Genomic DNA, 23,471 nt, shown 5'->3' on the forward strand with positions numbered 1-23,471 from the left:
CGGGTTCGGCCTCACCGCCCGCCGATTGCCCGCCCTGCTCTGGGCCTCGGCCCGGCTCGTCGCGGACCGCGCCGAGCCGGCCGTCGAGATCGTGCTCCCGGACGGCACCGTCACCGTGGACGACGCGGTCCTCTCGGACTGGCTGGGCCGCCCCGTGGCGCTGCGCGCCGCCGAGGAGGTGGTCGAGCGCCGCTACGAGAACCCGTCGGACACCGAGACCGAGGCGCCGGCGTCGTGGGCGGCGTTCCGGGGTGCGGAGGGCGCCTTCCACGACAGCGTGGTGGTCACCCTCGTCTCCCTGGCGACCCTGGCGGGACAGCCGCAGCGGCGGTTCCGGGCGAACGTCGTCCTCGCGGGCGGCGAGGGCGAGGACGACCTGGTCGGCCGCGTCGTGCGCATCGGCGAGGCGGCCGTGGACGTCGCGAAACCGGTGTCGCGCTGCGTCATGGTCACCCGCGCCCAGCCCGGCGGCATCGCGGTGGACCGCGAGATCCTGCGCCGGATCCACCGCGAGCGCGACGGGCTGCTCGCGGTCGGCGGATCGGTGACCCGGCCGGGGACGGTCCGCGTGGGCGACGAGCTCATCCCCGCCTGACGCCCCGGCCGGGGCGTAACGTCGCCGTCGGCTGCCGCCGCCCGTGCGGGCGGACTAGCGTCGACGCTGCGCGGCCGCCGCTGTCCGCCAGGCCCGCCCCGTGCGATCCGCGAGGAGTCCCTGCATGCCCAAGCCGGTGCTCATGACCGTCGACGACGATCCGCAGGTCTCCCGCGCCGTCGCCCGCGACCTGCGGCGCCGCTACGGCGAGGAGTTCCGCGTGGTCCGCGCGGAGTCCGGTGCGGACGCGCTCGACGCGCTGCGGGAGCTGGTACTGCGCGGCGAGCCCGTGGCCGCGGTGCTCGCCGACTACCGGATGCCCGAGATGAACGGCATCGAGTTCCTGGAGCAGGCGATGGACATCGCCCCGCTCGCCCGCCGGGCCCTGCTCACCGCGTACGCCGACACGAACGCCGCGATCCAGGCGATCAACGTCGTGGACGTCGACCACTACCTGCTCAAGCCGTGGGAGCCGCCCGAGGAGAAGCTCTACCCCGTCGTCGACGCGCTGATCGAGACGTGGCGGCTGACGGGTGTCCGCGCGATCGAGCAGACGCGCGTGGTGGGCCACCGCTGGTCCGCCGAGGCGTTCGCGCTGCGCGACTTCCTGGCCCGCAACTCCGTCCCCTACCGCTGGTACTCCGTCGAGGACCCCGAGGGGCTGCGGCTGTGCACCGCCGCGGGCGCGTCCCCGGACGACGTCCCCGTCGTGATCACCCCCGAGGGCACGGCGCTGCGCTGCCCCAGCGAGTCCGAGCTGGCGGCGGCCGTCGGGCTCACCACCACCCCGATCTCGGACTTCTACGACCTCGTGATCGTCGGCGGCGGCCCGGCCGGGCTGGGCTCGGCGGTGTACGGCGCGTCGGAAGGCCTGCGCACGGTGCTCGTCGAGCGCCAGGCCACGGGCGGGCAGGCCGGGCAGAGCTCGCGGATCGAGAACTACCTCGGCTTCCCGGACGGCGTCTCGGGCTCCCAGCTCACGGACCGGGCGCGGCGGCAGGCGGCGAAGTTCGGCGCCGAGGTGCTCACCGTCCGGGACGTGGTGGCGCTGGAGCCGCGCGGCTCGGCGCGGGTGGTGCGCTTCGCGGACGGCAGCGAGATCGCCGCGCACAGCGTCGTGCTCGCCACGGGCGTGGCCTACCGCAGCCTCGTCGCGCCCGGGATCGCCGAGCTGACCGGCCGCGGCGTGTACTACGGCTCCGCCGCTACCGAGGCCCCCGCCTGTGCGGGCCAGGACGTCTACATCGTCGGCGGCGCCAACTCGGCGGGCCAGGCCGCGGTGTTCTTCTCCCGCTACGCCAAGACCGTCACGCTGCTGGTGCGCGGCCCGTCGCTGGAGGCGTCGATGTCGCACTACCTCATCCGGCAGCTGGAGGGCATCGACAACGTCACGGTGCGCACCGGCACGCAGGTGTGCGAGGCGCGCGGGGACGGGCACCTGGAGCAGCTGGTCCTCGCGGGCCCAGACGGCACCGAGGCGGTGAACGCGGCGGCGCTGTTCATCTTCATCGGGGCGGCACCCCGCACGGACTGGCTGGACGGCGTCGTGGAGCGCGACGAGCGCGGCTTCGTCCGCACCGGGCCCGACCTCGTCGTGGCCGGGCGCCCGCCCGCCGGATGGCCGCTGGACCGCGAGCCGTACTACCTGGAGTCGAGCGTGCCCGGGGTGTTCGTCGCGGGCGACGTGCGGGCGGCGTCGGTGAAGCGCGTGGCGTCGGCGGTCGGCGAGGGCGCGATGGCCGTCACGCTGGTGCACCGCTACCTGGAAGAGCAATGATCCCCGCCCAAAACATGCCGCTGACCTGCAGAAACGCGCTCACGCCTCATCCTCGGTCCGCATGAGGTCCGCATGAGGTCCGCACGAGGCTGCGCCCGGGCATCGGCATCGTCCACGGCCCGCCGAGTACGGTCCTCAAGATCGGGAAGTAGGTGGCCGTACACCCCGCAGAACCATCGTCGCGTCGTCATGCCCGAGCCGTTCGGAGACCGCCACGACCCACTCCCCCGCGGCGAGCAACACGGACGCGTAGTGATGTCGAAGATCATGGCTCGACGTGCCCGCTGGCACGGCCGGGACCAGTCGACGCACGGCCTGCGCGATGATGCGTGCGGTATACGTAGGGTGCAGGTAGGGCCTGCCGCTCTGCGGGCCGTAGAACAGCGACCACGGAGCCCGACACCGGTCTGTGCGAGCACCATCGCGCGGCAGCGGTCGGGTACCTCCTCGGCGATTAGGCGGACCTGGTCGACGGTGAGCGGCACGATCCGCGGGCGGTCGCTGCGCGGCAGCGCGATCCGCACCACGGGCAACAAGGCCACGAGTCGGTCCAGCACCGCAGCCGAGTAGATCGACGGTGTCGCGGTAGGCCCCGCGGCCCCACACCCAGGGCAACGACCCGGCCCGGTCGTGACCAGGTTGCCGAACACCACCGTCGTCTCCCCGTCGAGGGCGGCGTCGGTGATCGTCACCCCAAGCTCGACCGTGCGCACGATCGTGTCGGCGACAACGCAGACCGGCGTGGACGTAGGCTGCGACACAACCCCCGGGGAACGATGTTGACCGACGTCGGGCCCGTCGAGATCGGCGTGCCATGTCACCGCGACGGCAGCTTCGAGCCGAAGATCGTCGCGTAGCGGCAGCGGCGCTCCGGGGTGGACGAGCTGGCCATCTCGCTGTCGGCGAAGGGCCTGACCACTGGTGAGGTGCAGGCCCATCTCGCCGAGGTCTACGGCGCCCAGGTGTCGCGGCAGACCATCTCCACGATCACCGACCAGGTCGGCGACGGCATGGCGAGGAGGCCGCAGTCCGATGACGTCACCGGCCGGTACCGGCGGCGTACCGGCCGGCGGCAACCGCCTCCGCCGCAGCGCCTCGACCATGCCATGCAGGTGGGCCACCGCGAGACGCGATGTCGTGGTACGTGCGCTGTCCCGCGCGCGACTCGGCGGCCAGCAGCCCGCAGTGGTGGACCTTCTCGACGTCGCCGTACGGGTACATGTAGCGGCCCTTCCGCTCCGGGTCCTCCCTCGTCATCCCCCGAGGTACCACCTGGCATACTCCCCGATCCCGGGCTCCTCGACGAACGCGTTCTCCCGCTGTGCCGAGGGCCGGTTCACTCCACGCGTCGCGGTCGTCGAACGTGCACGACCCCGAGATGATCAGATCGCGGGCGTGGTCGAACGCCCTCCTGTTCAGCCTGACCGTCATGATCCGTCCGTTCCCGGCTCGGCGGACCGGAGGTGGGCGAGGAACCAGTCCCGCGCCAGCCCGGCGACCTGCTCCAGCACGCCGCGCTCCTCGAACAGGGGGCGTCGGCGATCTCGTAGGCCACCGGGACACCGCCCCGGGGCAGCCGGAGGACCACGACGTCCGGCTGCCCCGGTAGTGCTGGAGCAGGCCGCCAGCGTCCGTCCCGCGTCCCGCGGTCCCGGAACCCCCGATCCGACATTCCCTCTCCCGGGTCAGTAGACCAGCTCGAACACCGCGAACGCCCGGTCCCAGTGCTCGGCCCCGGGGCGCACCAGCCGCGGGTCCAGGATCCGGAACGAGCGCGCCAGCGCGATGCTCAGCCCGCCGAACAGCTCGGGCAGCAGCCGCTCGGTGTCCTCGCCGAACGTAACGTCCCCGGGCGGGCGGCGCACCGTCGCGCGCAGCAGCTCGCGGACCTCGTCGGCGACGTCGAGCCCGTCGAACTCGCGCATCCGTTCCTGCAGGCCCTTGGTGATCGGCAGGTCCTGCGGGGCGATCACGTCCCGGCCGTTCCACTTCGCCGAGTTGCGTCCGGTGACCGCGATGTCGTCGATCATCTCGTCGACGAAGCGCCGGTACCGGCGCAGGTCGTCCTTGTTCATGTCGAGGCTCGCCACCTCGCGGAAGAAGCGCTGGAACAGCGGGATCCCCGTCGGCCGCGTCACTGATCCGCCTCCCTTCATCGCGTCGAGGCCAGGTACTCGTGCACCATCCGGACGGCCATCGCGCCCTCGCCCACCGCAGAGGCGACGCGCTTCACCGACCCGCTGCGGACGTCGCCAGCGGCGAACACCCCGGCTACGCTGGACTCCAGCAGGAGCGGCGGGCGGTCCGCACCGTCGTCCCGCCCGGCGTCGCGGCCGGTCAGGACGTAGCCCCGGTCGTCGAGCGCGACCGCGCCGTCGAGCCACCCGGTGGACGGGGCGGCGCCGATGAACACGGCCAGGATTCGGGCGGGCAGCGTGGTGCGCATGCCGTCCTCGTCGTCGCCCTCCACCACAACGGCCTCCAGGGCGCCCCGCTCCCCGGCCAGCTCGCGCACCTCGGTGTGCAGGTGCACCTCGATGCGGGAGTCGCGCAAGACCCGGTCGGCGAGGTAGCGGGACATGTTCTCGTCGAGGCTGCGCTCGCGCACGACGAGCCGTACCGCGCCCGCGTAGTCGGCGAGGAACACCGCGGCCTGGCCCGCCGAGTTGCCGCCGCCCACGACCACCACCGGGTCGCCCGCGCACATCCGCGCCTCGACCACGGTCGCCGCGTAGATCACGCTGGTCGGCTCGAACTCCTCCAGCCGCGGTACGGGCAACCGCCGGTACCGGGCCCCGGACGTGACGACGACCGCGAGCGCGGCGATCGTCGCCCCGTCGCCGGTGCGCAGGCGGTGGTGCCCGTCGGCGCCGACCTCCAGGCCAACCACCTCGGCGGGCACCGACAGGTTCGCGCCGAACTTCTCGGCCTGCACCACGGCCCGGTCGGCGAGCTCGCCGCCGGAGATCCCGGCCGGGAACCCGAGGTAGTTCTCGATCCGCGACGAGGTGGCGGCCTGCCCGCCGGTGGCGATCCCGTCGAACAGGACGGTGGTGAGGCCCTCCGAGGCGCCGTAGACGGCGGCGGCCAGCCCGGCGGGCCCGGCGCCGACCACGGCGAGGTCGAACACGTCGACGCCGCCCTCAGCGGAGCGGAGCCCGGTGAGCGCGGCCAGCTCGGCGGGCTCGGGGTTGCGCAGCACCCGGTCGCGCCAGACCACGACGGGCGTCTCCGCCGGGGGAATGCCCAGCTCGCGCAGCAGGTGCTCCGCAGCCGGGTCGGACTCCACGTCGACGAACCGGTGCGGCAGCCGGTTGCGGCAGACGAACTCCCGCAGCCTGTGGGCGTCGGGGGAGAACCGGGACCCGATGATGCGGAACCCCGCCCCCTCCGCGATCACCAGCGTCCGCCGGAGGAGATAGGCCCGCAGGATCTCGTCGCCGAACGCCGGTTCGTTGACGCAGCGGGCGCGGAAGCGGTCGGCGGGGACGACGAGCAGCTCGGTCGGCTCGGCCGCCACGTAGGTCACGAAGGACACCTGCCCGGTGAGCAGGCCGAGGTCGCCCAGGAACCGCCCCGGCCCGTGCACCCGCACCACCCGCTGCTCGAGGCTGCCGAACGCCTCCACCACCGCGACCCGCCCGGACAGCACGACACGGAACGCGTCGTCGGGGGCGCCCTCGGCGACCAGGACCTCGCCGCGCCTGGCCCGCCTGCGCTCGCCGAGGGCGGACAGCGCGCGGATCCGCGGCTCGTCGAGCCGGGGGAACGCGCCGCTGAGGTCGGGCGTCTCCCCGTCGGGCACGGAGGCGAGCAGCCGGTCGAGGTCGGGCGGGGCAGGCTTTGTCGTCTGTGTCATGCGAAGCTCTCGTCGACGTAGCACCACCGCCAGCGCTCCCCCCGCTCCATCGACTGCACGATCGGGTGCCCGATGACCCCGGCGTGCGTCCGGGCGTGGCGCATCGGCGAGGAGTCGCAGCAGCCGACGTGCCCGCAGGTCAGGCACATCCGTAGGTGCACCCACGGCGTGCCCATCCGCAGGCACTCCTCGCAGCCCTGCGGCGTGCGCGGCGCGACGTCACGGATCCAGGCGACGTGCGGGTCGGCGACCCGGTCGGGGACCGCGTACCGCGCTGTCACCGCCGGCTCCGGTCGCCGACCACGAGCGCTGCTCCGATGGCGGCGAGCCAGGCGTCCTTGGCCAGCGCCATCCCGTCCTGGCTCGGGAACGGCGAGCCGGGGCGGCGCATGCCCGGCGTGCGGGCGTAGAGCCCGAGCAGGCCAGCGCCGAAGCCGAGCAGCCCGAGCCCGGCCACGGTCGCGGGGACCATCGGGACCAGCAGCGCCGTTCCGATCAGCACCTCGCCGACCGAGAGCGCCTTCGCGAACGTCGTCGCGTCCGTGTCCTTCAGGAAGGGGTAGGCCCCGCTTGCGAAGCCGTGCAGGTGCTTCGCGCTCTCCTCGTCGGCGCCCCACTTGCGCAGGCCCGAATCCAGGACGTAGGCCCCGGTGCTCAGTCGCAGCGGCAGCTGCCAGGCCCGATCGCGCAGGTTCACGTCGTGCTCCTCTCGTTGGATGTGTCGCCGAGCGTCCCGTCCAGCCAGGTGCGCAGTGCCGGGACGGGCGCGGCGCCCGGCTGCCGGGCGAGGACCGCGCCGTCGCGCAGCACTATCAGGGTCGGCACGGCGCGGACCTCGAAGCGCTCCGCGAGCCGCGGGGCGTGGTCGATGTCGACCTTGACGAGCTTGATCCGGCCCGCGCGCTCGGTGGCCAGCCGCTCAAGGGCCGGACTGATCATGCGGCACGGGCCGCACCAATTGGCCCACAGGTCCACCAGCACCGGCAGCGGCGCCCGCTCGGCGACCTCGGCGAAGTCGTCGTCCCCGGCGTCGGCGATCCACGGCAGCGGGCCGTGGCAGCTGCCACACTTCGGCACCCCGTCCCCGACCGCGGGGACGCGGTTGCGCTTTCCGCAGTGGGGACAGGTGACCACCGTCGAGCGGGAGGTCCCGGCCGTCATACCGGCACCGCCACCTTCTCCACCCGCGTCGGGGCGTCGTGGCTGACGACGAGCTGGCCGTCGCGGACGTCGACCATCACCCGGGAGCCGTCCACGACCTCGCCGGCAACGAGGGCCCGGGCCACCCGGGTCTCCACCTCGCGCGAGATGAAGCGGCGCAGCGGCCGCGCCCCGTACACCGGGTCGTAGCCCTCGCGGGCGATGAACGCCCGCGCCTCATCGCTCACCTCGATGTCGATCCGGCGCTCGGCGAGCCGCATCCGCAGCTCGGTGAGCATCAGGTCGACGATCTCGCCGATCTGCTCGGGCGCCAGCGGGGTGAACAGCACGGTGTCGTCCACCCGGTTGAGGAACTCGGGCCGGAAGTGGGCCCGCAGCTCCGCCATGACCAGGTCGCGGGCCTCCGGCTTGAGCTGGCCGCCAGCCGTGACGCCGTCCATGAGGTACTGCGACCCGATGTTCGACGTCATGATCACGACCGTGTTGCGGAAGTTCACCGTCCGGCCCTGCGCGTCGGTGAGCCGGCCGTCGTCGAGCACCTGCAGCAGCGTGTTGAACACGTCCGGGTGCGCCTTCTCGATCTCGTCGAAGAGCACCACCGCGTAGGGCCGGCGCCGGACCGCCTCGGTGAGCTGGCCGCCCTCGTCGTAGCCGACGTACCCGGGCGGCGCGCCGACCAGCCGAGACACCGTGTGCCGCTCCTGGTACTCGCTCATGTCGATCCGAACCATGTTGTCCTCGGAGTCGAACAGCGCCGCGGCCAGCGTCTTGGCCAGCTCGGTCTTCCCGACCCCGGTGGGGCCGAGGAAGATGAACGACCCGGTGGGCCGGCGCGGGTCCTTGATCCCCGACCGGGCCCGGATGATCGCATCGGCGACCGCCTGGACCGCCTCGTCCTGCCCGACGACGCGGTTGTGCAGGATCGTGTCCAGGCGCAGCAGCTTCTCCCGCTCACCCTCGGTGAGGCGGTTGACGGGGATCCCGGTCCATGCCGAGACGATCTCCGCGATCTCCTCCGGCGTCACCTCCTCGCGCAGCAACCGGTGCGCCCCCTGCTTCTCGACCAGACGCTCCTCCTCGGCCGCCAACCTGCGCTCCAGCTCGGCGAGCCGCCCGTAGCGCAGCTCGGCGGCGCGGTTGAGGTCGTAGCTTCGCTCGGCCTCCTCGGCCTCGTGGCGCACCTGCTCCAGCTCGGCCCGCAGCTCCTGCACGCGCCGGATGGCGTTGCGCTCAGCCTCCCACTGCGCGCGCATGGCGTCGGACTCCGCACGCAGGTCGGCGAGCTCGCGACGCAGGTCCGCCAGCCGGGCCTTGCTCGCGGGGTCGTCCTCCTGCGCGAGCGCGGCCTCCTCGATCTCCAGCCGCGTGACCCGCCGGGTGATCTCGTCCAGCGCCGCGGGCATCGAGTCGATCTCCGTGCGGAGCCGGGCGCAGGCCTCGTCGACCAGGTCGATCGCCTTGTCCGGGAGGAACCGCTCGGTGAGGTATCGGTCGGACAGCGTCGCCGCGGCGACCAGCGCGCCGTCCTGGATCCGGACCCCGTGGAAGACCTGCAGCCGCTCGCGCAGTCCGCGCAGGATCGAAACGGTGTCCTCGACGGTGGGCTGATCCACGTACACCGGCTGGAAGCGGCGCTCCAGCGCGGCGTCCTTCTCGACGTGCTTGCGGTACTCGTCCAGAGTCGTCGCACCGATCATGTGCAGCTCGCCGCGCGCGAGCATGGGCTTGAGCATGTTGCTCGCGTCCATCGCGCCCTCGGTCGCGCCCGCGCCGACCACGGTGTGCATCTCGTCGACGAACAGCAGGATCCGGCCCTCGGCCGCCTTGATCTCGGCGAGCACCGCCTGCAGCCGCTCCTCGAACTCGCCGCGGTACTTCGCGCCCGCGATGAGCAGGCCCATGTCGAGGGCGAAGATCGTCCGGTCCTTGAGGCCCTCGGGGACGTCGCCGTGCACGATCCGCTGCGCCAGCCCCTCGACGATCGCGGTCTTGCCGACGCCGGGGTCGCCGATGAGCACCGGGTTGTTCTTGGACTTGCGGGACAGGATCTGCACCACGCGGCGGATCTCCGAGTCCCGGCCGATCACCGGATCCATCCGGCCCGCCCGCGCCGCCTCCACCAGGTCCTGCCCGTACTTGGACAGCGCCTCGTAGGTGACCTCCGGGGTGGCCGATGTGACCCGCTGGTTCCCCCGGACCGAGGTCAGCTCGGCGAGGAAGCGGTCCCGGCTGACGCCGTAGTTCGCCAGCAGCCGCCCGGCCGAGGTCCGTTGGCCCTCCTCGGCGAGCGCGACGAGCAGGTGCTCCACGGACACGTACTCGTCCTTGAGCCGGCGGGCCTCGCGCTCGGCCGCCTCAAGCAGTCGGGCGAGCCGCTGGGTGACCGAGACCTGGCCGGGCTGCGTGGCCGGCCGGGTGGTCCGCGGCTTGCGCTGCAGGTCCGCCTCGAGCTCGCCACGGACCCGGCCGAGGTCGACCCCCAGACCCGCGAGCAGCCGCGGGACCAGCCCGTCGGGCTGGTCGAGCAGCGCGAGCAGCAGGTGCTCCCCGTCGACCTCGGTGTGGCCCGCGCGGGTCGCGAGGTCCTGCGCGGTCGAGAGCGCCTGCTGGGACTTCTGGGTCAGGCGGTTCAGCTCCATCTCCGTACCCCGTCGGTGTCGTGTCGCTGCCGCAGCGCGGCCTCGAGCTGTTGGATCCGGTCGAGCAGGTCGATCACCAGCCCGAGCGCGGTGTAGTTGAGCGAGAGCCCGGTGCGCAGCCGCTCGACCCGGGCCACCGCGGGCAGCTGGTCGGGTGAGAACCAGAGGGAGCCGTCGGGCACGCGGCTCGCGCGGACCAGGCCGAGCGCGACGAACCGCCGCAGCAACTCCGGGTGCACGCCGCTGCGCCGCGCGAACTGCTCCTGGCTCAGCAGACGGTTCGGAATTCGCACGGGGAGGTACCGGGTGCTCATCGCGGGCCGCCCTTCACCGCGACTCCCGCCGCGGGTCGAACCTCGAGTCCGCCGCCAGCTGGGCGAACAGCTGGCGTTCGCGATCGGTCAGCCGAGGCGGAACCATGATCTTCACTTCGGCGATCAGGTCGCCGGGCCTGCCTTTCGGGTTCGGCATCCCCTCGCCGCGCACCCGCAGCCAGCGCCCGGTCGAGGATCCCGGCGGGACCGTCACCTTGGCCTCACCGCCCGGGGTGGGTACCGGCACCGTGGCCCCGATAGCGGCCTCCCACGGCGCCAGCGGCAGGTCGACGTGGATGTCGCGGCCCTCCACCCGGAACCGGTGGTGCGGCTGGAGCCGCACCACCAGGTAGAGGTCGCCCGCTTCGCCGCCGCCGATGCCGCGCCCGCCCTCGCCGGCCAGCCGGATCCGCTGTCCGTCGGTGACCCCGGCCGGAACGGTGACGGTGTAGTTCCGCGGCCCCGACGTGCCGGTCAGGGTGATCGACCGCCGGCCGCCGCGGTAGGCCTCCTCCACCGTGAGCGGCAGCTCGGCCTCCTGGTCGGCGCCGTGGATCGGGCCCGTGCGCCCGCGGCCGCGCCCGAAGGCGCTCCCGAGCAGGTCCTCGATGTCGATTCCCTCGAAGCCAGAGAACCCCTCGAACCCCCGGTCGTCGTACCCCTCGGAGTAGCCCCCGCCCGGGGCGTGGCCGGAGCGGAAGCCGCCCGAGCGGAAGCCGCCCGCGCCCGCGCCGACCCGCTCCTCCCAGTCCTCGGGGACGCGCCGGAAGTCCGCCCCGAACCGGTCGTACCGCTTGCGCTGCTCGGGGTCGGACAGCACCGAGTAAGCCTCGTTGACCTCCTTGAAGCGCTCCTCGGCCGCGGGGTCGGAATTGACGTCGGGGTGGTTGGCCCTGGCCAACCGCCGGTACGCCTGCTGCAGCTCGTCGGGGCCGGCGTTCCGGGACACGCCGAGCACCTCGTAGTAGTCCCGGGCCATCCGGTCACCCCCCCGGCGCCCGGCTGACGGTCACGGAGGCGGGCCGCAGCTGCCGCTCCGGAGGGCCGTAGCCGGGCCGCACCACCGTCGCGACCGCCCCGGGCGGAACGCCGGCGTCCTCGGGCGCGACGATCCCGACGACCTCGTGCCGGGCGGGGTCGAACGGCATGCCCGCCTCGTCCTGGCGTGGGTAGCCGAGCGCGGCCAGCAGTGCCAGCGCCTGCTCGCGCACCGCGCGGACGCCCGCGACGATGGCTGCCGGATCCGCCTCCGCGTGCCGCAACGCCAGGTCGATGTTGTCGAGGACGGGGAGGAAGGCCGCCGCCACCCGGTCGCGCTCCGCGCCGCGCTCCCTCGCGAGATCGCGGTGGTAGCGCTTGCGCAGGTTGTCCAGGTCCGCGGCGGCGCGCCGCCACCGGTCCTCGAGATCGGCGACCGTCGGGCCTTCGGTGGTGGGCCCGTCCGCGCTGGTCGGGGTCCGGCCCTCCCGTTCCTGCGTCGCGCCCTCGGCCGGGACCGACGGGCCGGAGGCCGACCCGTCGTGCCCGTTCTGTTGTGTGCTCGTCATCGCGCCCGCCTCAGCCGCGGTCGAACTCGGCGTCGATAACGTCGTCGTCCGCCGCCGACGAGGCCGACCCGGCGCCGCTCCCATCCCCGCGTGCCCCGGTGCCGCCCGCGGCCGAGGCTTGCAGCCCCGCCAGCACGCCCTGCAGGTCCTGGATCAGCTCACGGACCCGGTCCGCCGGGGCCTGGTCGGCCACCGCTTGCCGGGCGTCGGCGACCAGTATCTCCGCGCGGGCCCGCTCGTGCGCCGGCGCGGCGTCGCCGAGCTCGTCGAGCTGCCGCTGCACCCGGTAGGCCAGCGCATCGAGCTCGTTGCGCGCGTCGACCTCGCGCCGCAGCTGTTGGTCCGCGGAACGGTTGCGCTCGGCCTCCTGCACCATCCGGTCGACCTCGGCCTGGTCGAGGGTCGAGCTCTCCGAGATGGTGATCCCCTGCTCCTTACCGGTGTCCTTGTCCCGCGCGGTGACGTGCAGGATGCCGTTGGCGTCGAGGTCGAGGGTCACCTCGATCTGCGGTTCCCCCCGCGGCGCCGGCCGGATGTCGGTGAGCTGGAAGCGGCCCAGCACCCGGTTGTCGGCGGCGCGTTCCCGCTCGCCCTGCAGCACCACGACGTCGACCGCGGGTTGGTTGTCCGCGGCGGTCGAGAACGTCTCACCGCGCCGGGCCGGGATCGTGGTGTTGCGCTCCACGATGCGGGTCATCACGCCGCCCTGGGTCTCCACGCCCAGCGACAGCGGGGTGACGTCGAGCAGGACCACGTCGGACACGTCGCCCTTGAGGACACCGGCCTGGATCCCTGCGCCGACCGCGACGACCTCGTCGGGGTTGACCGACATGTTGGGGTCCTTGCCGCCGGTGAGCCGCCGCACGAGGTTCTGCACGGCCGGGATCCGGGTGGAACCGCCGACGAGGATGACCTCGTCGATGTCGTCGGGGCTGACCTTCGCGTCGGCCATCGCCTGCTTGACCGGGTCCATGGTGCGGTCGATCAGGTCGGCGGTGATCTGCTCGAACGTCGAGCGCATCAGCGTCGCCGTCAGGTGCTTGGGCCCGTTCGCGTCGGCGGTGACGAACGGCAGGTTGACCTGGGTCTGCGTCACCGAGCTCAGCTCGATCTTCGCCTTCTCCGCAGCCTCGTAGAGCCGTTGTAGCGCCTGCGGGTCCTTGCGTAGGTCGATCCGCTCCTCCTTCTGGAAGGAGTCGGCGAGGTGGTCGACGACGCGCCGGTCGAAGTCGTCGCCGCCGAGGTGGGTGTCCCCCGCGGTGGCCCGCACCTCGACCACCCCGTCGCCGACGTCGAGGATGCTCACGTCGAACGTCCCGCCGCCGAAGTCGAACACGAGCACCGTCTCGTGCTGGTGCTTGTCCAACCCGTAGGCCAGGGCGGCGGCCGTCGGCTCGTTGATGATCCGCAGCACCTCGAGGCCGGCGATCCTCCCGGCGTCGCGCGTGGCGGTCCGCTGCGCGTCGTTGAAGTAGGCGGGAACGGTGATCACCGCTTCGGTCACCTTCTCGCCGAGGTGGCGCCCCGCGTCGTCGGCGAGCTTGCGCAGGATCATCGCGCTGATCTCCTCGGGGGCGTACAGCTTGCCCCGGATCCGGATCCGCGCGTTGCCCTGGTCATCGGGCACGACGTCGTAGGTGACCTGCTCGGCCTCCTCGCGGACCTCGTCGAACTTGCGTCCGATGAAGCGCTTGACCGAGTAGACCGTGCCTTTCGGGTTGAGGATCGCCTGCCTGCGCGCGAGCTGCCCCACCAACCGCTCGCCGCTCTCCGTGAACCCGACGACCGACGGCGTCGTACGCTGCCCCTCCGCGTTGGGGATCACGTCCGACTCGCCGCCCTCCCACGCGGCGATCACCGAGTTCGTGGTGCCGAGGTCGATCCCGACGGCTCGTGCCATGGTCAGATCTCCTTGTCGAGCAGGCGGATGGCCTCGTCCGCGACGTCGGCGTCGACGAGGACCTCGTAGCGCTGCGGTTGCATCAACACCACGGAGGCGAAGTCCCGTCGGCCGCCCTGCATCGCGTGGATGATGAGGCCCACGATGGCACCGAGGGCCGCACCGATGACCAGCCCGTAGAGCCCGAGCAGCAGCCCGGCGATCAAGGGGTCCACCCAGCTGAACACACCGAAGATCCAGCCGATGAGGGCGCCGGGCAGGGCCCCGCTCAGCGCACCGCGCCAGGCGGCCCGGCCGTAGGTCATCCGACCCGTGACCTGCTCGACGAGCTGCATGTCGTGGCCGATGATCGCCACCCGCTCCACCGGGAAGCCGCGGTCGGACAACGTGTCCACGATGCGCTCGGCCGTCGCGTAGTCGGCGGTGGAGATGATCGACCGACGCGGACCGGGTCGAGGCGGTGCGGTCGGCGGGGCGGTGGCGCCGTCGCGGGCGATGACCGGGACCCGCCGGACGCCGCTCGGTTGCTCAGTCATGACTGCCCTCCAAAGGGGGACGACGGCCTAGCCGCTCGCCGACGTGGCGGTCTCGGACGTTTCCGTGGACCTGGACCGGTCCTTCCCGTTCGTCACTCCGTCCTCCGGCGGGCCGCCGGAGGACCCGAGGGCGACGCGGCGCGGCTTGCTCGACTCGGTGACCGGGATGCGCAGGCTCAGCACGCCAGCGGCCAGCTCGGCCGACAGGCCGCCCGGATCGAGGTTGTCGCCGAGGAACAGCTGACGGGTGAACTCCCCGTACGGCCGCTCGTCGACGATCACCTCGTCGCCTTCCTGGCGCTGTGGGACGCGACGCGTGCGGACGGACACGACGTTGCGCTCCACCGTCACGTCGACGTCGTCCTGGCGAACCCCGGGCACGTCGAGGTAGACGAAGAACTCGTCGCCCCGGCGCAGCGCCTCCATGGGCATGCTGCGCGACGCCCTCGCCGCGACCGAGAACGCTTGTTCGGTCAGGCGGTCGAACTCACGGAAGGGGTCGAACCGCATCAGTGTCATAGGGAACCTCCAAAGATCTCGTCTCGCTGCCCTTGTTCGGGTCTGCGGTCCGGGACCACGGTTGCAGCGCCGGGTGCGGCGTCGAACCGGCCTCGCGGGGTCAACCTCCGCCGCACCGATCACCCCGGGGGACCGAGTCCTGGCCGGAGTGGTGCCGTAGGTGCCTCGGCGAATCGACAGCGGGAACATCGTGTCGCTGATCCCGATGACCTGGCCGACCTCGACGAGCTGTCCCTCGGTGTGGCCGGTGCTGCCCGCAGGCGCAACGCTCTGCACCGCCGCGGGACCACGCGCGCGGGCGAAGGGGGACAAGCGCCGACCGGGCGTTTGCTGCACCGATCGCCCGGGTACCCTCCTGACCCCTGCGTCCGAGGAACTCGATGAGCGCACTCCGGGAGGTTCGGATGGCCCCTGTCGCCCACGGGCGCTCCGCGCATCCGCCCACGGGCGTTCCGCGCATCGACGGCGCCGAACTGCTGTCCCAGGGCTACGTGACCCCACCCGCTACCGCAGCCGGCGCCATGCCGACGCAGGCGCTGATGTCCGAGGCGGTGGCGCGCAAGCTCGTCGCTGCGGCGGTCGACGCAGTGGCGCGCAGCCAGGAGCTTCTCGAGCAGGTTCGCTGCGGCCAGCAGGAGACGCGCCGGGAGCGCAGGGGCGAGGGATGACGTGCCCGTCGACGACGACGTGTCGCTGCGGACGCGGATATCCCAGCTGACCGGCCTGTCGGTCCTTGCCATGCTCATGCTCGACCGGCGGGAGGACGCGGAGATCCTACGCCTCGCCGTCACGTCGGCGACCTCGTTCGGACGGTCCCACGTCGTCGCCACCAGCCTGGCCAGCGACGGGGGCATGCTCCGCGGTGCCGACGGTGAACCGCTCGCGGGCCATGACATCGGCGCGCAGCTGGTCGCGCTGGACGGCGCGGACGGGCCGGTCTCGAGCAGCTTGGCGCCATGGGTCTGGGCGTTCACCCTCCGCGGCATCGGCGGGTATGCCGGATACGTCGTCGTCGGTGCCGACGCCGAGCCCCCCGAGAACGACCTCTTCCTGCTGCGCATGCTCGCGCTGCAGACTGGCGTCGCCCTGACCAGCGCCGGGCTGCACCGGCGGGAGCGCGAGACAGCGGCCGAACTGGGCCGGGTGAACTCCGAGCTCGCCTTCGTCAACGAGCAGCTCGGCGCGAGCATCGTCGACCTCCAGCGGCACCGCCGGATCCACGAGGTACTTACGGCGGTCTCCGCATCCGGCGGCGGCGAACGCGGCATCGCCGCCGCGGTGCACGACCTGACCGGCCTTCCGGTCACCGTCGAGGACGGATTCGGCAACCTGCGGGTGTGGGCGGGCCCGGGCGAGCCCCCGACCACCCCCACCTCGGTATCCCACCGCCGGGAGGAGGTGCTGGCGAAGGCCCGTCAAGCGGGCCGGCCGATTCGGGACCGCGGCCGCGTGATCGCTCTCGCTCAGCCCCGCAACGAGGTCCTCGGCGTGCTCGCCCTCATTGACCCCGAGCGGCGCGCGGGCAAGCACGAGCTCGTGGCCCTCGAGGAGGGCGCGGTCGTCCTGGCAATGGAGCTGGCCCACCAGCGCGCGCTGGCCGAGACCGAGCTGCGGCTGCGTCGCGACCTCGTCGACGACCTGCTGTCGGGAACCGACGACGCAAGCGCGCTCCCGCGCGCGGCCGTCCTCGGGCACGACCTCAGCGACCCGCACCAGGTGCTGCTCGTCAGATGGCCCGGCGAGTCCCGCGACGACGCCGTGGAGCAGGCGCTCGAACGCGCCCTTGCCGCGGTCCTGCAGACGCGCGCCCTGCTCGCCCGCAGGCCGGGCGGCGTCGTCGCGATCGTCCCCCAGCCCGCCGGCCCGCCCGCACGTCCCCGCTGGGGCGAGGTCTACAAGGCGGTGGGCGAGCGGCTCCGCAACCCCAATGGCGCGATCGGCGTCGGCGGTGTCGTCATGTCCGCATCACAGGTCCCGCGCTCGTATCACGAGGCGCAGCGTGCGCTACGCATCCGGCAGGGGTCGACCGTGCCCGCCGGCGTGACCGCCTACGACGAGCTCGGCGTCTACCGGCTGCTCGCCTCCGCGGACAGCGTCGAGGCCGAGCATTTCGTCCGGGAGTGGCTGGGCACCCTGCTCGACTACGACGCCGCGAAGCAGACGGAACTGGTCCTGACGCTGTGGCGGTACTACGAGTGCGGCGGGAACTACGACTGCGCGGCCCGGGCGCTGCACATTCACCGCAGCACCCTGCGCTACCGGCTCCGCCGCATCCGCCAACTCACCGGGCACGACCTCAACGCGGTGGACAGCAAGCTCAACCTGCACGTCGCCACCCGGGCATGGCACATCATGCTGGGCTCCTCCTGAGATCGCGCCAAACCGCTCCCGGAGGGCGACGAGCGCTTCTGGCTGCCTGACCGAGGGTGGCACGCGATCGGGCTCGACCGCGACAAGCGTCACCTCGACGCGCTGACCTCGAACGTGGGCCACGCCGAGCTCGCCGCTCGAGAAGCGCCGTTGGCGGGGGCGCGGGTCGCCCTCCACGTCGGCGACGACGGGGCGCATGTCGAGGGCGTGCCGGCGGGCCTGGACATCCACCGACATCCACCCCGACGGCTGACGCCGGTCACGCCACCATGCACCAGGGGTTCTGCACGAGGAGGTTGCCGATGAGCAGCTTCGGGTGCGTTGTCATCGCGTCGACCAGCATGCCGCCGCCGAAGCGCCGCAGGTCGTACATGCACAGCAGCGCCTGTGGGTACCGCGGCGCGAAGCGGTTGATCGCCGCCTCGTACGTGAACAGCTCCTCGCTGGCCGGGGGCTCGCGCAGCACCCAGCTCATCTCGCCGACGGTGCGGACGAACCGGAATGCGTCGGTGGCGAGGGCCGCCCCGATCGTCTCGTCGAGGTACTCGATCATGATATCGGGGGAGAACCGGCCGCCGTTCCGCAGGTAGGCGGGCCCCGCTGGCTCGACCACGAGCTGATCGGAAGCCGCCGCAACGCCCTCGTCCTCGACCTGCCGACGCACCACGTGCGGCTCAGTCGAGTCGATCAGGCAGATGCACTTGTCCCCGTGGCGCAACCCGGCGCGCAGATAGGCGCGCAGGATCCGGTCCCGTTCGTCCGCCCCCGAGTAGAAGCAGCAGATGTGGTCCCCCGACGTGATCACCACGCCGGCAAGCCCGAACGGTGGCGGTGAGGGGACGAGGGGCAGCTGGTCGCGAGGGGTCGGTGGGGGGCTCGCAGCACCCATTGGAGGAGCTCCTGGCAGCGGTCGGGGCTGCTGTCCAACCCGAAGCAGACTCTAACCGCGAGCGATCCCTATTTCCAGCTGCGACGGGAGGGCTACGGTGGGGTGCGCCTCCCGGCGATCCGGAACGGAGGCCCAGTGGGCGGCCCCCCAACCCTGCAGCAGCGATCTTCGACGGCGCGGACCCGACCCAGGCCGCGCTGCGGGCCGCGGACTGGGCGGCAACGCCACTCGGCCCGGTGGAGGGGTGGCCCGACGGGCTGCGGGCGGCCGTGCGGACCGTGCTGCCGTCACGCATGCCAATGCTGCTGTGGTGGGGCCCGCGGCTGACCCAGCTGTACAACGACGCCTTCACCCCGCTCATCGGTGACAAGCACCCGCTGGCGATCGGGCAGGACGCGGCCGAGTGCTACCCAGAGGCGTGGTCGGAGCTCGGGCCGCTCGCCGACAGCGTCCTAGCCGGCGGCGGGGCGATCTACTCCCCGGACCTGTACCTGCCGCGCGAGCGGCACGGCCATGTCGAGGAGACCTACTGGACGTTCTCCTGCAGCCCGATTCGCGCGGGCGGCGGCGCCGTGGGCGGCATGTTCATCGCATGTACGGACACGACCTCGCGGGTTCTGGCCGAGCGGCGGCGGCGCATTCTGCACGAGCTGGGCGGGGTGTCGACAGCCGCGGCACGCAGCCCAGCCGACGCCTGCCGGGTCGCGCTCGCGGTGCTCGCCCAACACCGCCGGGATGTGCCGTTCGCGCTCGCCGCCGTGCTCGACGATACGAGCGCGGAGCTGCGCCTTGCCGCCTCGTTCGGCGCGGCGGACGTCCTGAGGGGGCGCAGCCCGACATCCGACTCGGTGAACCAGCGGGTCCTGGCGTCGGGACGGACGGAGATGGCCTCGGGCATCCGCCAGCGGATCGGGCCGGTCGTCGAGCCCGTCGAGCCGGGTGGGGCGGTCGCGGACAGCGCCGTGGTGCTCCCCCTGACCGATCGGTCCAGTGGACGCACCGTCGGCACGATCGAGCTGGGGATGAGCCCGCACCTGGCCTTCGACGAGGAGTACCGTGGGTTCGTCGACTCCGTCGCGCGGCAGGTGTCCGCGGCCGTGACCGACGCCCTCGCCTACCAGGCCCGGCGGGAGCGGGCGGAGGTCATCGAGGCCCTGGACCGTGCCAGGACGCGGTTCCTGCAGAACGTCAGCCACGAGTTCCGCACGCCGCTGACCCTGGTCCTCGGGCCGCTCACGGAGCTGCTGCGCGACCCGGACCTGTCGGTGCCCCGGCGGGCGGGGGCCGAGGCCGCCCTGCGGGCGGCTCGGCGGCTGGAGCGCCTGTTCGAGAGCCTGCTGCAGTTCGCTCGCGCCGACGGCGAGCCCGAGACGCGCCGCGAACCGACGGACGTCGCGGCGCTGACGGCGGCGTGTGCGGGCATGTTCCGGCCCGCGATCGAGCGCGCCGGGCTGACCCTGGTGCTCGACGCGCCGGCGGGGCCGGGCCTGGTCGAGCTCGACCAGGAGATGTGGGTCAAGATCCTGTCGAACCTGCTGTCCAACGCCGTGAAGTTCACCGCGACCGGCACGATCGAGATCCGGCTGCGTCACGGGGAGCACGATGTCGAGCTGGCGGTCGCCGACACGGGTGCCGGGATCGCGGCCGACCAAGTGCCCCGGATCTTCGACCGGTTCCACCAGGTGCCGGAGGTGGCGGCCTCCCGCACCGGCGAGGGGATGGGCATCGGGCTCTCCCTCGTCACCGAGCTCGTGCGGGTGATGGGGGGCGAGGTCGGCGTCGTCAGCACGCCCGGCGCAGGCAGCAGGTTCACGATCGTCGTGCCCGCTGCACCGTCGACCGACCCCGGCCGCGAGCGCCCGGCGGCCCTGGCGTTCGTGCGCGCCGCGGTCGCGGAGACGGAGTCGTGGGCCAGCACTCCCGAGGAGCCCGAAGCGTCGCCCGCGCGGGAGCCCGGCCCGGGTGGCGCGAACGTCCTGCTCGTCGAGGACAACGCCGAGATGCGCTCCTACCTCGTGCGCCTGTTGCGCGACGACGGCTGCTCGGTCGAGGCGGTCGCCGACGCCGACGCCGCGCTGCGCGCGATCGAGACGGGTTACGACCTGGTTCTTTCCGACGTGATGCTGCCCGGCATGGACGGTCTCGACCTGGTGCGGGCCCTCCGCGCGGCGCCCGCCACGGCCCGGCTCCCGATCCTCCTGCTCACGGCTCGCGCCGGGCCCGAGTCGGCGGCGGAGGGACTGCGTGCCGGCGCGGACGACTACATCGTGAAACCGTTCGGCCCGGTCGAGCTGCTCGCCAGGGTGCGGTCCCACGTGGAGCTGACGCGGCTGCGCGAGTACGCCCTCGACCAGGCCGAGCGCCGGGCGGCCAACCTGCAGGCGGCGTTGGCCAGCAACCGGCAGATCGGCACGGCGATGGGCATCCTCATGCAGCAGCGCAAGGTGACCGAGGCCGAGGCCTTCGACCAGCTCCGCCGCGCCAGCCAGACGGCGAACCGGAAGCTCCGGGACGTCGCCGACGATGTCGTCCTGACCGGTACGCTCCCACCGCTCGGCACCTGATCGCTCTGTCGCGACGTAGACGACCTCCAGCCCGGTCAGGGCCCCCGAATCCGCGTACCGAGCCGTCACCGGACGCCCGGGACCCAACGTCTCTCCCGGCGTCCGGCCGTAGATGCGCAGGTAGACATCGGCGAACCGGTCCGAGTCGGAAAATCCCCAGCGGCAGGCGGTTTCCGTCACCGAAGTCTCGTCCGGGCTCCCGTCCCGTAGCTCGTCGTGCACCCGCTCCAGGCGGACCCGGCGCAAGTACGTCATGGGCGGCCAGCCCACGTGCCGGAGGAACCCCTCCCGCAAGGCCCGCGGCCCCACCCCGACCGTGTGCGCGAGCAGAGTCGGGGTATACGGGAGCTCCGGTCGGTCGTGCATCGTTTCGACGGCCCGGTGCACCGGGCCCAGACACCACGTCCGGATCGGCCGCTCCATCCCGTCCCGGTCGCGGTGGTCAGCAGCGACGAGCATCCCGCGGACGACGGCGTCGCGAAGCGGCGCGGCGACCAGCGGGTTGGCGAGCGCCCCGCTCCACGCGGCGGCGCCCACTAGGCGCACCAGGCGGGCCCAGCGCGCACCGGCCGGAGCCCGCAGATTCACGCTCGGCTGCGGGTCGGGCGGGTGGCCGGGGGCTCGGTCGAGCAGCTCGAGCAGCGCGTCCTCGAGCGCCTCACGATCGATCCGAACCGTGAAGCAGGAGTACCTGTCTCCGAGCCTCATCCGGACGTCTCCGACCGGCTGGCAGATGACCCCCTGCCCGCGGAACGCCTCGGTGGACGCCGACCGGTGCTCGGTCTGCCGCACGCCGGCGCCGGGAAGGTCGACCGTGTAGCAGGTCTGAATGTCTGACGCGGTAGCCCGGATCGCGGCGGCGCACTGGAACCGCCCCACGCTCAGGGGACCGAGCACGACCTCGGCGCCGCGGACGTCGTACGACGATTCTCGGTACAGCATCTCCAGGGAATTCGTGGCGAGGCCGCGTCCCCCCTCGGCCGCGGCGCGGTCGAGGTCCCGATCGTGGTACGAGCTGATGTGGGTTGGCTCCGCCATGGTGCGCACTCCTGTCGCGTCGCGTCGCAGCGGAGCACCAGCGTCACGGGCCGGGCCGCACCGGACATCGGCACGGCGTGCCCAGGAGGTCGGGTCGATCCGGGCCCGCCGGGACGAAGACCGAGCGCCTCCGGTGTCGTCGGATCACTTCGCACCCTTCGCGGTCCACCTGGTGTCCGGCTCCGGCCTGCCTCGTCGGGTCTCCCGACCGAAGCGGCGGACAGTCCACCCGGCGTCTACCTGAGGGCGGCGGTGCCCACACGAGGTAACCGATGGTCAGCAGTTGCAGGTCGACCCCGTCGGGCCGCCCAGGCGACGGGTGAGCCGGTCACGCGGCGCCGGGGTGGGCCAGGTACGTCGTCGCGGCCAACAGCGCGGAGTACGTCGCCAGACCGATGGCGAACCAGCCGAGGCTGGAATGACGTTCAGGCGGGAGCTCGGCGATGAAGACGTTGAGCAGCACGGCGCCACCCAGAAACGCGGTGAGCAGATTGATCAGCACCGTGCTGGTCGGCGCGGCCAGCACGGCCGCCAGCCAACCGCCGACCGCACCCCCCGACAGGGCTAGCAACCTCGCGCGAGTAAGTCCGGCCGGGAGACGCTCGCGCAGGACGTGGTCGGTGGAGAGCAGGTGCAATGACATCGCCGCGGCGAACAGCGTCGCCGGCAGCACGCCGGCCTGCAGTTTGGTCGGCAGGGTGTAGGTGATGAGGCCGCTATACAGCGCGAACACGCCCAGCTGCAGGCCGAACACGGCCGGGATGACCCGGCTGTTCTCGGGTAGCGACAGACGCGCCGCGCGTTCCAGCGAGTAGAAGGCCAGGAAGCCGAGCAAGGCGACCCCGAACGCTGCGAGATTCGACAGCGGGGTTCGTCCCACCTCCTGCTCCAGCAGCCGTCCGACGACCTGGTTTCCCTCCGAGAGCCGGGGCAGCAGGTACAGGAAGACGTAGGCTGCGGCGACCCCGCCGCCGAAGGACCGCACGTCCCGGACCGGGGTCACCGGCATCCTCTCGATCCTCGGGCTGAGCAGGTGCACGGCGGCCAGCACGGCAGTGATCCCCAGAGCGACCCAAACGCTCTGCGGAACCGGCAGGGTCACGGCAGCCCCATGGCGGACAGGGCGTCCCTCACTCCGGCGGCCCACGTCACCGCGCCGTCGGTGGATCCATGCCGCGGCAGGCCTGTGTCCAGGCCGCCGCTGTCCTGAGGCGCGCGCTCCGCTCCCACGGCAGGGACGGTCCAAGCGACGGCGCGCGATGTCAACCGGTAACTCCTCGGCCCGCGACGCGCCGTCAACACCCCTCACGCACGCCTGCGCCAGCTCGGCGGCAGCGGCAGACCGCTCTACCGCGTCGCCGTTTGGTCGCAATGTTCCCGGCCGGTTCTCCGCCGAGTACAAGCGCCGCTTCGGCGTGTCCCCGTCGATGGAAATCCCGCGGAGCTGACCGTCGTGCTCAGCTGCACACGCCCAGCGATCGCTCAGCGCGTCGGACGCTGTCGTGGATGTCGAACAGATCCCCGGCGGGAGCGCCGTCGAGCACACGGTCCACGGCGCCACCGGCGGTGACGAGGTAGAAACCGATGTCCGCGCAGCCAGCGCGACCAGCCAGTGGGTTGAGGCCGACCCGACCGGGCGGGCCGAGCATCCCGATCTCGTCCTGCCAGAGCGATGCCGCCGGCCGATGACCCGCGCATCGGTGGGTGTGGCCGCCGATATGGCTGGTCGATGGGGTGGCGGGGCGGCAGCTTGCGCGGTTCGG

21 protein-coding genes and 2 pseudogenes are annotated in these 23,471 nt (G+C 72.7%); 6 read left to right on the forward strand and 17 right to left on the reverse strand.

Annotation, left to right across the window (positions count from 1 at the left end):
* The 3 genes and pseudogenes from AB7J25_RS16010 to AB7J25_RS16020 all read left to right on the forward strand — a co-directional run.
* A partial coding sequence (locus AB7J25_RS16010; RefSeq protein WP_428509739.1) for an MOSC domain-containing protein occupies positions 1-595 on the forward strand: 595 nt, incomplete at its 5' end.
* 124 nt (positions 596-719) lie between these two features.
* Complete coding sequence (locus AB7J25_RS16015) at positions 720-2,372, forward strand: FAD-dependent oxidoreductase (protein ID WP_428509741.1); 1,653 nt, start codon at positions 720-722, stop codon at positions 2,370-2,372.
* A gap of 773 nt (positions 2,373-3,145) precedes the next feature.
* Positions 3,146-3,373: pseudogene (locus tag AB7J25_RS16020) on the forward strand (transposase); the annotation flags it as partial.
* 37 nt (positions 3,374-3,410) lie between these two features.
* On the opposite strand, the gene AB7J25_RS16025 reads toward AB7J25_RS16020, so the two are convergent.
* The 13 genes from AB7J25_RS16025 to AB7J25_RS16085 all read right to left on the reverse strand — a co-directional run bounded on the left by AB7J25_RS16025 (position 3,411) and on the right by AB7J25_RS16085 (position 14,847).
* Positions 3,411-3,629: a hypothetical protein gene (locus tag AB7J25_RS16025; protein WP_428509743.1), complete on the reverse strand. Its 219-nt coding sequence runs from the start codon at positions 3,627-3,629 to the stop codon at positions 3,411-3,413.
* A gap of 428 nt (positions 3,630-4,057) precedes the next feature.
* Entirely contained in the window at positions 4,058-4,510 is a 453-nt protein-coding gene (locus AB7J25_RS16030; protein WP_428509745.1) for a DUF1931 family protein, read from the reverse strand.
* A gap of 14 nt (positions 4,511-4,524) precedes the next feature.
* Positions 4,525-6,231, reverse strand: coding sequence for an FAD-dependent oxidoreductase (locus AB7J25_RS16035; protein ID WP_428509747.1), 1,707 nt, complete (start codon positions 6,229-6,231; stop codon positions 4,525-4,527).
* Entirely contained in the window at positions 6,228-6,512 is a 285-nt protein-coding gene (locus tag AB7J25_RS16040) for a UBP-type zinc finger domain-containing protein (protein ID WP_428509749.1), read from the reverse strand. The genes AB7J25_RS16035 and AB7J25_RS16040 overlap by 4 nt, the downstream gene beginning before the upstream one ends.
* Complete coding sequence (locus AB7J25_RS16045) at positions 6,509-6,928, reverse strand: hypothetical protein (RefSeq protein ID WP_428509751.1); 420 nt, start codon at positions 6,926-6,928, stop codon at positions 6,509-6,511. Before AB7J25_RS16045 ends, AB7J25_RS16040 begins: the two co-directional genes overlap by 4 nt.
* Positions 6,925-7,392: a thioredoxin gene (gene trxA, locus AB7J25_RS16050; RefSeq protein WP_428509753.1), complete on the reverse strand. Its 468-nt coding sequence runs from the start codon at positions 7,390-7,392 to the stop codon at positions 6,925-6,927. The genes AB7J25_RS16045 and trxA overlap by 4 nt, the downstream gene beginning before the upstream one ends.
* A complete protein-coding gene (gene clpB, locus AB7J25_RS16055) occupies positions 7,389-10,031 on the reverse strand; it encodes an ATP-dependent chaperone ClpB (RefSeq protein WP_428509755.1) in 2,643 nt (880 codons plus the stop codon). The genes trxA and clpB overlap by 4 nt, the downstream gene beginning before the upstream one ends.
* Positions 10,022-10,345 carry a chaperone modulator CbpM gene (locus AB7J25_RS16060; RefSeq protein WP_428509757.1) on the reverse strand — a complete coding sequence of 108 codons (324 nt, stop codon included), beginning with the start codon at positions 10,343-10,345 and terminating at the stop codon, positions 10,022-10,024. Before AB7J25_RS16060 ends, clpB begins: the two co-directional genes overlap by 10 nt.
* 13 nt (positions 10,346-10,358) lie before the next feature.
* Complete coding sequence (locus tag AB7J25_RS16065; protein WP_428509759.1) at positions 10,359-11,324, reverse strand: DnaJ C-terminal domain-containing protein; 966 nt, start codon at positions 11,322-11,324, stop codon at positions 10,359-10,361.
* A 4-nt stretch (positions 11,325-11,328) separates the two neighbouring features.
* Positions 11,329-11,892, reverse strand: a complete 564-nt coding sequence (locus AB7J25_RS16070) for a nucleotide exchange factor GrpE (protein WP_428509761.1) — start codon at positions 11,890-11,892, stop codon at positions 11,329-11,331.
* 10 nt (positions 11,893-11,902) lie between these two features.
* The gene (gene dnaK, locus AB7J25_RS16075) at positions 11,903-13,792 is read right to left on the reverse strand and encodes a molecular chaperone DnaK (RefSeq protein ID WP_428509763.1); all 1,890 of its coding nucleotides are present in this window, start codon (positions 13,790-13,792) and stop codon (positions 11,903-11,905) included.
* A gap of 2 nt (positions 13,793-13,794) precedes the next feature.
* Entirely contained in the window at positions 13,795-14,328 is a 534-nt protein-coding gene (locus AB7J25_RS16080) for a general stress protein (RefSeq protein ID WP_428509765.1), read from the reverse strand.
* A 27-nt stretch (positions 14,329-14,355) separates the two neighbouring features.
* Entirely contained in the window at positions 14,356-14,847 is a 492-nt protein-coding gene (locus tag AB7J25_RS16085) for an Hsp20/alpha crystallin family protein (protein WP_428509767.1), read from the reverse strand.
* A 404-nt stretch (positions 14,848-15,251) separates the two neighbouring features.
* Here AB7J25_RS16085 and AB7J25_RS16090 point away from each other — a divergent pair, with 404 nt between their 5' ends.
* Entirely contained in the window at positions 15,252-15,515 is a 264-nt protein-coding gene (locus AB7J25_RS16090) for a hypothetical protein (RefSeq protein ID WP_428509769.1), read from the forward strand.
* Position 15,516: 1 nt separating this feature from the next.
* Positions 15,517-17,217: a PucR family transcriptional regulator gene (locus AB7J25_RS16095; RefSeq protein ID WP_428509771.1), complete on the forward strand. Its 1,701-nt coding sequence runs from the start codon at positions 15,517-15,519 to the stop codon at positions 17,215-17,217.
* A 259-nt stretch (positions 17,218-17,476) separates the two neighbouring features.
* Here AB7J25_RS16095 and AB7J25_RS16100 read toward each other — a convergent pair whose 3' ends face one another.
* The gene (locus tag AB7J25_RS16100; RefSeq protein WP_428509773.1) at positions 17,477-18,106 is read right to left on the reverse strand and encodes an MEDS domain-containing protein; all 630 of its coding nucleotides are present in this window, start codon (positions 18,104-18,106) and stop codon (positions 17,477-17,479) included.
* Between the two features lie 293 nt (positions 18,107-18,399).
* Here AB7J25_RS16100 and AB7J25_RS16105 point away from each other — a divergent pair, with 293 nt between their 5' ends.
* Complete coding sequence (locus AB7J25_RS16105) at positions 18,400-20,670, forward strand: response regulator (RefSeq protein ID WP_428509775.1); 2,271 nt, start codon at positions 18,400-18,402, stop codon at positions 20,668-20,670.
* Between the two features lie 99 nt (positions 20,671-20,769).
* Here AB7J25_RS16105 and AB7J25_RS16110 read toward each other — a convergent pair.
* The 3 genes and pseudogenes from AB7J25_RS16110 to AB7J25_RS16120 form a co-directional block, all read right to left on the reverse strand.
* A pseudogene (locus AB7J25_RS16110) lies at positions 20,770-21,708 on the reverse strand (AraC family transcriptional regulator); the annotation flags it as partial.
* A gap of 328 nt (positions 21,709-22,036) precedes the next feature.
* A complete protein-coding gene (locus tag AB7J25_RS16115) occupies positions 22,037-22,810 on the reverse strand; it encodes a hypothetical protein (RefSeq protein ID WP_428509777.1) in 774 nt (257 codons plus the stop codon).
* Between the two features lie 355 nt (positions 22,811-23,165).
* Positions 23,166-23,357, reverse strand: a complete 192-nt coding sequence (locus AB7J25_RS16120) for a hypothetical protein (RefSeq protein ID WP_428509779.1) — start codon at positions 23,355-23,357, stop codon at positions 23,166-23,168.
* Between the last annotated feature and the right edge of the window lie 114 nt (positions 23,358-23,471).

Origin of the sequence: Pseudonocardia sp. (assembly GCF_050246655.1) — a bacterium.
In the GTDB taxonomy this organism is placed as follows: Bacteria; Actinomycetota; Actinomycetes; order Mycobacteriales; family Pseudonocardiaceae; genus Pseudonocardia.